The organism is Bacillus sp. B28, from assembly GCF_029536185.1.
In the GTDB taxonomy this organism is placed as follows: domain Bacteria; phylum Bacillota; class Bacilli; order Bacillales; family Bacillaceae; genus Bacillus; species Bacillus halotolerans.
Genome location: NZ_CP120511.1, coordinates 717,794 through 729,298 on the forward strand (window position 1 = coordinate 717,794; position 11,505 = coordinate 729,298).

Here is an 11,505-nt window from a genome sequence, read left to right on the forward strand (position 1 = left end):
AAGCTTAGGAATTTTTATTTTGGTAGTCCTTGTTGGAATGAATGTTAAATTCAGGATATAAGTCAGTAATAGGAACTTTATTTTTGGAATAGTTCATACCGTATAAACCACATTTCACCAAAGGGTTTTATAAGGATTTATGATGTAAATAAAGCTTTTTTGATGCAGTTAAAAGTTATACTCTATACCAATACTTCGTTTGACCGAATGTTATTCTCATATACTAGTATGTCTGAATCCTTCAAATTGACACTGCTCAACTATTTATTTAACAATCCTTGATACTCTATTTTGTTGATTCATCTCTTAATATATTTCTTTTTTTCTGAAGATTAGTATAAGTTTTACACTTTAATTTAAATTTAATTATAAGTTCATCCACTATTTTTATGGGGGGATATATATGAATAACCAAGACATGTCAAAGGGCAAAAGGAATTTGTCAACCACAACCGGCTATAACGCGAAGACATCAGATATGGCTATTGTAGGAATTGCATGTCGTTTTCCGGAAGCAGAGAATTATGAGGAGTACTGGGATAATCTTAAAAATGGACGTTTGAGTATTAAAGAAATTCCGAAAGATAGATGGAGTTGGAAAGAATTTCGAACTATTGAAGGGGAGTATAAAAGTAATAGTGTAAGTAAATGGGGAGGATTTATAGACAATGTTAATACTTTCGATGTGAGATTTTTTGGACTATCTAACAGAGAAGCAGATGCCATGGATCCTCAACAAAGAATGATGCTAGAACTCACATGGTCATGTTTTGAAGATGCAGGAATCCGCCCATCTAATGTATCAGGAGATAAAATCGGGGTTTTCCTCGGTGCATTTAATTTTGATTATAAAGAGCTAATTGAAAGAAGTCAGGAAAGGATTGTCCCGCATCATTCAACGGGCACTTCTTCGGCAATTATTCCCAATCGTATTTCCTATTATTATAATTTAAAAGGTCCAAGCCTTGAAATTGATAATGCATGTTCTGGATCTATCACTGCATTACATACAGCATGTCAATCAATTATGAACGGAGATTGTGAGATGGCTTTAGCTGGAGGAGTCAGCATATTACTTTCACCCTCTAGACAAATTGCATTTTCCCAAATGGGGATGTTATCTCCTTCGGGTTCGTGTAAGGCTTTTGACCAAGGTGCAGATGGGTATGTACGTGGTGAGGGTGCGGGCATAGTTTTAATAAAGCCCTTTCATAAAGCTCTTGCTGACGGAGATCCGATCCATGGAATTATCAAGGGATCCGCCATCAATCATGGGGGGAAAACATTCACATTGACGTATCCGAATCCTGATGCTCAGGCGGATGTCATCATTCAGGCTGTAAACAGAGCGAATGTTTCTTTTGATAGCATTAATTATATCGAGGCGCACGGAACAGGAACACCAAAAGGTGACCCGATAGAATTTGAAGGGCTTATGAGAGCTTCTCAAGTTCTTTTAAAAGAAAAGGACAAGACAAAAGCTCAATGCGGCTTAGGATCAGTTAAGACTAATATCGGACATTTGGAATCTGCAGCTGGAATTGCAGGCGTCATTAAAGTGCTGATGGCAATGAAATACGGTAAGCTGCCAGGGAATTTGGGTTATCATCAGATCAATCCGAAGATTTCCATTGATAATAGTCCTTTTTCCATTGTTGATCAATTGAAAGAGTGGGAGTCTTTAAAAGATGGAGAAGAGGTTATTCCGCGTAGAGCGGGAGTGAGTTCATTTGGATTTGGCGGAACGAATGGCCATGTAATTTTAGAAGAACATCGAGTGGTCAAGAAGACAAAAAAACGTTCAAAATCTCATTATTTTTTTGGTTTATCAGCGAAAACTGACGAATCCTTAAAACAAAAAGTAATGGATTTGAAAAATTGGCTTAAAAAAAATAGTGATCAGGTTGAAATTGCGGATGTAAGTGCTACTTTGCTTTTTGGACGAGAGCTTTTTCAAAAGAGAATCGCTGTCATCGCAGATGGTGTAACAGATTTGCGAGAAAAGCTTGCAGCAGTGCTGGAAAATCAAGAAAGAGATGAATGTATCAGAAGGAATATGCTTGGTAATGAAGATTGGAATTCCTTGTCAAAAAAAATTAGAAAAGCGGCAGAAGCTATAAAAGAAATAAAAAATCGTCACACAGTAAAATATAAAAAACAGCTCATTCATTTGGCGGAATTTTATGTGGCAGGATACGATTTTGAATGGGAAAAAGTTTTTTATACTGCAGGTCGGAGAATAAGTCTGCCTACATATCCTTTTGCTAGAGAAAGTTGCTGGATGCCTCCAGTAAAAGTTTTGGCAGAGGGGACTAATCATATTGAAAACTTCAAAGATATTGAATCGAAGCAGCAGCAAAGTAACATACACCCGCTGGTCCATGAAAATACATCTGATCTTAGTAGGCAGCGTTTCACTTCTGCATTAACTGGAAAAGAGGATTTCCTCTATTCCGTAAATGAAAGCTCTGTTTATCTGCCGGAGTCAGCTCATCTTGAGATGGCCAGGGTTGCGGCAGGAATGTCCGTGGATACTGCCGGTGCTTCAGTCGTGATCAAAGATGTCGAATGGCATACGCCGATTATGCCAGACGAAAATGCCAGTGTGAATATCGCCCTCTATCAAGGGGAAGAAGACGAGATCGAATGGGAGATCTATTCACAAACGGGGGAATTGGAAGAAGAGGCAGAGGTAAGCAGTGAAGGAAAAGCAGGTTTCCGCGAAGGAGCGTCAGCTTCAAAGACCGACCTGCAGGAATTGCGTGCCCGTTTCCCTCATATCGATCATAAACGCCGGACAACCAGCCGACATATTGAAGAGGTGTGGACAGGCAACGGATCGCCTGAGGCACATCAATTTCTGATCAAGTTTAAAAAGCCGGATAAAGGCAGCGGAACGTATAAGGAACCCGAAGTATTGATCCCAGGAGTGCTGGAGGCCTGTCTTGAAGCCGTTCATGAAGACGCCTCAAACGGCGTTTCGCAGGCCAGGTTGTCCAGTGTAAAGGAAATGGAGATTCCAGCGGGGGCAGGTCATCCGGTTTGGGGACTTGTCAGCTTACAGCCTGCGGGGCAAAACAAGGTTGATATCACGCTTTATGATGAATCAGGAACACCATCTGGTGTGATTACTGGGCTTGCCTATGTATTCGAGACACCGAAGAAGGTGTCCGCAGACCAGTATGACATGATGACCTTTGAAGAGGCATGGCAGGAAGAAGCATTAACCATGAAGGAACAGGACATCAAAACGGTGGTTGTGTTCCTGACGGATGAAAGCCGCTGTCAGGCTGTGACAGAGAAATTAAAAGAGCTGGGTTCCGGTGCCAAGCCGGTCTTTATCGGCAGCGGGACAGGCTATAAGAGAGAGTCTGAGAATCGGTATACCATTCGTTTAAACGAAAAAAGCGACTATGCGGAATGCTTGAAGGAAATAAAATCCCAAACCGGAAACGCAGAGGCCATATGGTATATGTGGCCGACAGAAGACGCGGAATGTGTGACGGATCCGTCCGGCATGATCTATATGCTTCAGGGATTGGCGGCAGCGGGATTAAAAACCGGAAGGGTTATGATCGCCGGAGGATACAGAGACGGACTGGAACGCTGCCATACGGAATCCTGGATTGGGATCGAGCGGTCCGCCGGCCTCGTTATGCCGGGTTCAAAGGTCAACGTCATCTGTGCGGATCTTAAAGAGACAAGTGCTGCCGAATGGGCGGAAGCGATGTGGAAGGAGCTGCATGCGGAAAAGGCGGAAAGCGTTCTGTATGAAGACGGTCTCCGAAAGGTAAGCAGAATCTCCCCGATTCAGACAGAAAGCTCAAAAAAAGATGTACTCAAAGAAGGCGGCGTCTACCTCATTACAGGAGGCGCAGGCGGCCTCGGCATGATTTTCTCCCGCTGGCTCGCTGATGCGTACAAGGCGAAGCTTATTCTTGTCAATCGAAGCAGCATTGAGGGTAAGAAAGAAAAACTTGAACAGCTGCAGAACGCCGGAGCAGAGGTCATGTATTACAGTGCCGATGTGTGTCATGCAGAGGAAATGAAACAAGCTGTCCAGGCAGGAAAAGCCCGCTTTGGTCATATAGACGGAGTCATCCATGCCGCCGGGATAGAAGGTGGAGGAAGTATACTCGAAAAAGAAATCGAGGAATACTTAAAAACCTTAGAACCAAAAGTTCAGGGAACGCTTGCGCTTGAAGAAGCATTACAGGGAGAGCATCTTGATTTCATCTGTTATTTCTCATCAAGCTCAGCGATCATAGGAGATTTCGGAAACTGTGACTATGCAGTCGGAAACCGATTCCTCATGAGCTACGGGGCATATCGGAACACCCGACATAAAGGGAAGACCGTTGTGGTGAACTGGCCGCTGTGGGAGAGTGAAGGGATGGGCTTTGCCGATGAGCAAAGCAGCCGGATGTACCTCAAGTCCAGCGGACAAAGATTGTTGGAATCAACAGAAGGAACGGAAGTTTTTGAAGCCATTCTTCGCCAGAAACATACTCAGTGGCTTGTCATGACGGGAAACCGGGAGAGAGTATATAAATTCCTTGGGTTAAGTGAAGAAACAAGGGCAAAAACTGAAGTGAAAAGAGCAGCGTTACCTCCCGGAAAAGGCAGAAGAGCTGAAATGAGCGGCTGGAACATAAAACAGTGTGTGATTTGGGAACTAAAGGATGCGATCAGCCAGATTCTTAGAATTTCGAAAGATAAGCTTGACGCAGATGAAACCTTGTCAGATTTAGGTTTCGACTCAGTGAGTCTTGGTGAATATGCAGATGTATTAACCAGCAATTATAAGTTGAATATTACGCCAGATATCTTTTTTAGTTATCCGACGATAGAGAGGTTAAGCCAGTATTTCCTTGAACGTTATTCTGATGAAATGCAGGCATTTTATCAGAAAGATGCGAATAGATTTATGCCTGTTGCTAGACATAAAGAAGAAAAGGAAAAAGCAATTCATGTGAGGGAAATGATGTCACTAGAGAGCTTTGACTGTGAAAAAGAAACAGGTAGAAGCCTCCGGAGTCTAGAAGAGTCCCTGCTTTGGGAATTAAAGAACGTGATAAGTCGAATACTTAGAATTCCAGGAGAAAAGCTTTGTACAGACGAAAACTTAGCTGACTTCGGTTTTGATTCAGTCAGTCTTGGCGAATTTGCAGAAGTGTTAAGCGAACGTTATGAGCTGCCGATTACACCAGATATCTTCTTTAGTTATCCAACCATTGATAGCTTAAATAAATATTTACTTGATCGCTACCCTGATCAACTGAGTAGATTTTATCAGGATAGCGTGCAGGAAGTTTCTATGGCATTAGAAGAGGGTGCTTCAGCAGCAGAACAGGATTTGGAGAATAAGGGGAAAAAGATCAGACGGAAGCGTGCTGGCAGAAAGAATACGAAAATAAAAGAAAATGAGCAGTCCATTGCCATCATCGGAATGAGCGGAAGGTTCCCAGATGCAAGGAATATAGAGGAATTTTGGTCCATTTTACTCGAAGGCAGGGAAGTAATCCGTAAGCTCCCGCATGAGCGAGTTCGATTGTGGCAAGGTTATGAAAACACTGAGGCTGGCAAATCAGTGAACAGAAAACTTGGAGTGGTACCGGGGATTGCTGAATTTGACCCTCTTTTCTTTGAACTATCGCCTCGTGAAGCAGCAAACATAGATCCCAGACAGAGACTGCTGCTTCAGGAAACATGGAAGGCATTGGAGGATGCCGGCTATGGTTCCAAGTCATTTGAAGACGAAAAAATAGGAATGTTTGTTGGAATCGAGGACGGGGATTACAAACTGTTAGTTGACGAAGAGGCCGGGATTACCTCAAACCATAATGCCATTCTGGCGGCGCGACTTTCTTATTTCTTAAACCTTGATGGCCCAAACATGGCCATCAATACGGCGTGCTCGTCAGGACTTGTAGCTGTTCATCAGGCTTGCCAAAGTCTCAGAAACGGAGAATGTGATACTGCCATCGTGGCAGGGGCCAATCTATTGATTACTCCTGATAGTTATAACGGGATGAATAAGGCGGGCATGTTGTCGGCAGACGGAAAGTGTTATGCCTTTGACAAGCGTGCAAACGGAATGGTGCCGGCTGAAGCCGTGGCCGTTATCGTTTTAAAAAGGCTGTCAAAAGCGGAATCCGACGGTAACCCAGTATACGCAACCGTAGTGGGAAGCGGAATTAATTATGACGGAAAAACAAACGGAATTACAGCGCCAAGCGGACGTTCGCAAAGCCGGCTCATCAAAGAAGTGTACGATCGTTTTCATATCAAGCCAGAAGATATGGAGTATATCGTGACCCATGGAACGGGGACGAAACTCGGTGATCCGATCGAGATTAATGCATTGGCGGAGGCATTTAAAGATTATACAGAGGAAAGAAGTTACTGTGCATTAACGTCCGCGAAACCGAATATCGGTCATACCTTGGCGGCCTCAGGGGTCGTAAGCCTGATAAGCCTTGTGATGGCATTGAAGAAGGAGACCATTCCGGCGAGCATTAATTGTGAACAGGTAAATGACTATATTCAGTGGGAGAACAGTCCGTTTTTCATTAATCGAGAAAATCGAAAATGGACAGATAAAGAAGGGAAAAACAGACTTGGTGCAGTCAGCTCCTTTGGAATGAGCGGTACGAATGCTCATGTCGTGCTTAAAAGCTATACGCCAGAAAGTACTGTAAGAGAGAAGGAAAACACTCAGAACGACAAACCATATTATTTGCTTGTTTTATCGGCCAAAACACCTGAAGCCTTGCAGGGGAAAATTCATGAGATGGCGGGTTTTCTTGAAAAATCTCAAAATAGTGGAGCGATGGACCTGGCAAAAATCAGCTATACGCTGATGGAAGGAAGACATCACTTCGACTGCCGCTGTGCGGTTGTGATCAAAGACACGGAAGATGCGGTCCGAGTACTCAGACAAGCTGAAGGGAACGAAAAACTGCCGAATTTGTTTAAAAGGACAGTCTCAAGAGACTTTACAGCCCGGGCAGTACTTAGGAAAGCGATGAAGGATATCATAAAGCAAAATTATATGGAAGAAAATCCGAATAAGTATAAAGAAAATCTGTGTGCGTTGGCCGAGTTTTATTGTCTAGGTTATGAAGTATCTACAGATCTTTTTGGCGATGTAAAGTTTAACAAAGTCAATCTTCCTTCATATCCTTTTGCGAAGCAGAGTCACTGGATAGAAAAGGCGGAGGTTTTTCAACCTTACAGCAAGCGTGACACAGGAATTATTCACCCGTTCCTGCATCAAAATGTCTCATCCTTATTAGGACAACGTTACCGTACTGGTTTTACAGGTCATGAGTTTTTTATAAGAGATTTTACTGTTAAAGGGCAGCGCTTATTACCTGATTCAATTTACCTGGAAATGGCGAGAATGGCATTTGCTGATGCAGGCAGGGAGATTGTCGCAGAAACTAATGGGATCTTAATCCAAAATATAGAGTGGATGAACCCTATATCAGATGAATTGCAACAGTTGGAACTGTTTACCGGGTTATATCCAGAAGCCGATGGACCGATTATTTATGAAATCTATAGTAAAAGTGAAAGTAATCCGGTTGTACATTGTCGAGGTACAGGAAAATTTGTACAGCCTGACAGATCTGGTTTAATAGATATAAGAGCAATAAAAGATAAATGTAATTCAAACTATGTAAGCTCGAATAAATGGAATCGAGTTTTACATGTAGCAGGGATCAAAAATGGCGCGGGATTTAATGCACTAAAGAAACTTTATATTGGACAGAAAAGTGTATTAGCTGAATTGGAATTGCCAAGTTGCGTAAATGACAGCAAAGGTTCCTTTATGCTTCATCCAAGTATGCTTGAGGCGGCTTTACAATCGGTAATGGGGCTAACGCTCAAGCAGAATCAAAAGGATGAAATCATTTCAGTTAAAAAACCTTTAAGTATGGCTCTTGGAGAATTAGAAGTCATAAATGCCTGCACCGAAAAAATGTGGGCTTATGTAACCTTAAATGATGAAGGAATACTTGATTCTACACAGGCTTTATTTCAACAAGTGAATATTACTTTATGTAATCATGAAGGAGATATCATTATAAAATTAACAGATTACTCCTATCAATTATCAGAAGAATATCAAATCAACATCTTAGAGAAAGGGAATGGATCCAGCGATAGTCTGCAAGGAAATAATCAATCTATTACCATTAAAGATAGAGTCAATGAAATTACAGAAGAAAACATTACAATGATTCCTGTATGGAAGCGAATTGTATTAGCAAATAAACAAAAAACAGTAAACCATATGCTGATTGCCGGTGATTTCAGTGAAGGAAGAACTGAGTTATTAAGGGAATATCCAAATGCGTCCGTATGGAATACTCAGGATAAAGAGTGGAGCATCGATAAAATTGCTGGAAAACTGAAGAAAAACGGTGAAATTGACCACCTTGTGTGGATAGTGCCTGCCAGCGAAATATATTCAGTAGTTAGTCAAGAGGTCGTTGACTCTCAAGAATATGGAGTAATTTTCTTATTTAAAATGATAAAGGCCCTTCTTCAGCTTGAATATCATAATAAAGAATTTGATTTAACTGTTATTACCTCTAACAGTCAGGCTGTATTGGATGATGACATTGTAAATCCTGTGCATGCTGGGATTAATGGGATAGTTGGTTCTGTAGCTAAAGAATTTCCTCAATGGAACATTCGTCTTGTTGATTTAGAAAATCCAGTGCACTGGCCTGTAAATACAATGTTACATATACCTGTAGATAAAGAAGGAAACGCAGTTGCATATAGAAAGAACAGCTGGTACAAAATGCAGCTTGTTAGCTACAGCAGGAAGAACTCCTCGGTACAAAGTGTTTATCGAGAAGGCGGAGTCTATGTTGTTATCGGCGGAGCCGGAGGTATCGGAGAAACCTGGAGTGAGTACATGATTCGTCATTATAAGGCGAATATCATCTGGATTGGTCGAAGAATGAGGAATACCGAAATCGATAAAAAAATTGAAAGACTCAGTGCTTTTGGTCCGGCACCGCGCTACATTTCAGCAGACGCTACTGATGTAGAGTCACTGGAAAGAGCATACAAACAAATTAAAAAAATATATCCACATGTTAACGGCCTTGTTCATTCAGCTATTGGCTTGCTTGACAGAAGTATATCTGAATTGGACGTAGACACTTATAAAAAAATCATAGGAATAAAGATAAATGCCAGCGTATATATGGCAAAAGTTTTTGCGAATGAATCTCTTGATTTTGTTGTCTATTTTTCATCTGTTGCCTCCTTTAATAAACTAGGCGGACAAAGCGGGTATTCTACAGGTTGTACATTTGAGGATGGATTTGTTCAAAGACTATCAAAAGAATGGTCATGTAAAGTTAAAACAATTAATTGGGGATATTGGGGAGACATCGGTATTGGCGAGTCACTTTCTGAAGCGTTTAAGATCAGAATTTCTATGTCTGGAATGAGTCCGATTAATCCTAAAAAAGCTATGGAGGATTTGGACTTTATTATGTCTTTACCTGAATGTCAGCTCCTTTATATGAGAGGCGACAAATCAAAAGAAAATTCAATGGTAGCAAACGGTATGCCGTCTAAGTCACAGGCTATTCCCATTCAGGAACCTAAGAGAAGAGAGAGCACTCAAATTGAAAACTTGTTATTAGAAAAGAGCACCCAGTATATAGCCAAATTAGTGGGACAGTCTCTCAAGATCCCGTACCACCAGTTGGATACAAGAGAAGACCTTGAAAAGTATGGTATTGATTCGATTATGGTCAAGCATTTAACTTATACATTTAATCAAGTTTTCAACAATATATACAGTACTCTGTTCTTTGAATGCAAGAGTATTGATGAATTAGTACATTACTTGATTAGAAACCAAAAGGATACCCTTCTGAATCTCTTTAATTTAAATGAAGATCAAAGTATGAGTGTGGAAGAGGGGGATAAAAATAATAGTATTTCAACCCGTAAAACGGATTCAATGTTTGACGGAAGCAGGACTGACAGGCGGATAAGTAATTTGCTAGATCAAGATAATCAGGTGAACAAACATGGAACATCAAATTCTATGCCAATTGCGATAATAGGAATGAGCGCACGATTACCGCAGGCGAATGATCTTGATGAGTTCTGGGAAAATCTAAGGGCTGGTAAAGACAGCATTACGGAAATTCCAGAGGAACGATGGTCTTTAGATGGCTTTTATATTAGTGATGTAAAAAAAGCTATCGAACAGGGCAAGAGCTATAGTAAGTGGGGCGGATTTATCGATGGCTTTGCCGACTTTGACCCTCTTTTTTTTAAGATCTCGCCACGTGAAGCGATGACGATGGACCCACAGGAACGCTTGATCTTGCAGGAGTGCTGGAAAACTTTTGAAGATGCAGGCTATACCAAGGAGAGGATTAAGCAGCATCACAATGGTAATGTTGGTGTTTTTATAGGCATCACAAAAACTGGATTTGAGTTATACGGTCCAGATTTATGGAAGCAAGGTGAGAATATTAATCTCAGCACTTCGTTTAGTTCAGTTGCAAACCGTATTTCATATATTTTTGATTTGCACGGTCCGAGCCTGCCTATTGATACAATGTGCTCTTCATCATTATCAGCCATCCATGAAGCCTGTGAAACTATTAAACGGGGCGATTGTGAAATAGCCATTGCTGGAGGAGTGAATGTATATACTCACCCAGCAACTTATATTTTACTCTGTGAAAAGAAAATGTTGTCAAGTGATGGCAAATGTAAGAGCTTTGGCAAGGGGGCAAATGGGTTTGTACCGGGCGAAGGTGCAGGAGCGATCCTTTTAAAACCTCTTGCTAAAGCAATAGAAGACGGCGATAACATTTATGGAGTTATCAAAGGTACAAGTATTAACCATGGAGGAAAAACAAATGGTTATACAGTGCCTAATCCAAACGCGCAGGGCGAACTTATTCGTAATGCATTGGATAAATCAGGAGTTAATGCACGTACAGTTAGCTATATGGAAGCTCATGGTACAGGAACTGAGCTTGGAGATCCCATTGAGATTGCGGGTCTTACACAGGCATTTCAAAGTGATACAAAAGATTTGCAATTCTGTTCTATCGGTTCAGCCAAGTCCAATATTGGGCACCTTGAAAGTGCAGCAGGAATTGCCGGTTTAATGAAAATCGTTCTTCAAATGAAAAATGGCCAGATTGCACCATCCCTACATGCAGAGGAATTAAATTCTCATATTGATTTTGAAGATAGTCCATTTTATGTACAAAAGGAACTGGTTGATTGGAAGAGGCCGGTAATTGAACATAATGGCACAAGTCAAGAATATCCGAGAATTTCTGGCGTTTCTTCATTTGGTGCTGGGGGAGCTAATGCTCACGTTATATTAGAAGAATATATTAAGGGAAAATAAGGGGCTTATTATGGGGGGAATCGACGAAATGTTAAAACAACCTGAAATTATCGTCTTATCCGCCAGGGATAAAATCCGACTCCGCG

The 11,505-nt window shown here is 41.4% G+C and carries 1 protein-coding gene; it reads left to right on the forward strand.

Going from position 1 to position 11,505, the window contains the following annotated elements; all coding sequences use genetic code 11:
• Positions 1-403: 403 nt before the first annotated feature.
• Positions 404-11,419 carry an SDR family NAD(P)-dependent oxidoreductase gene (locus P3L57_RS03685; RefSeq protein ID WP_277617504.1) on the forward strand — a complete coding sequence of 3,672 codons (11,016 nt, stop codon included), beginning with the start codon at positions 404-406 and terminating at the stop codon, positions 11,417-11,419.
• Positions 11,420-11,505: the final 86 nt, after the last annotated feature.

What these genes read in the sequence shown, in the direction of transcription:
- P3L57_RS03685 (WP_277617504.1), top strand. Translation starts at nt 404, where the DNA reads ATGAATAACCAAGACATGTCAAAGGGCAAAAGGAATTTGTCAACCACA.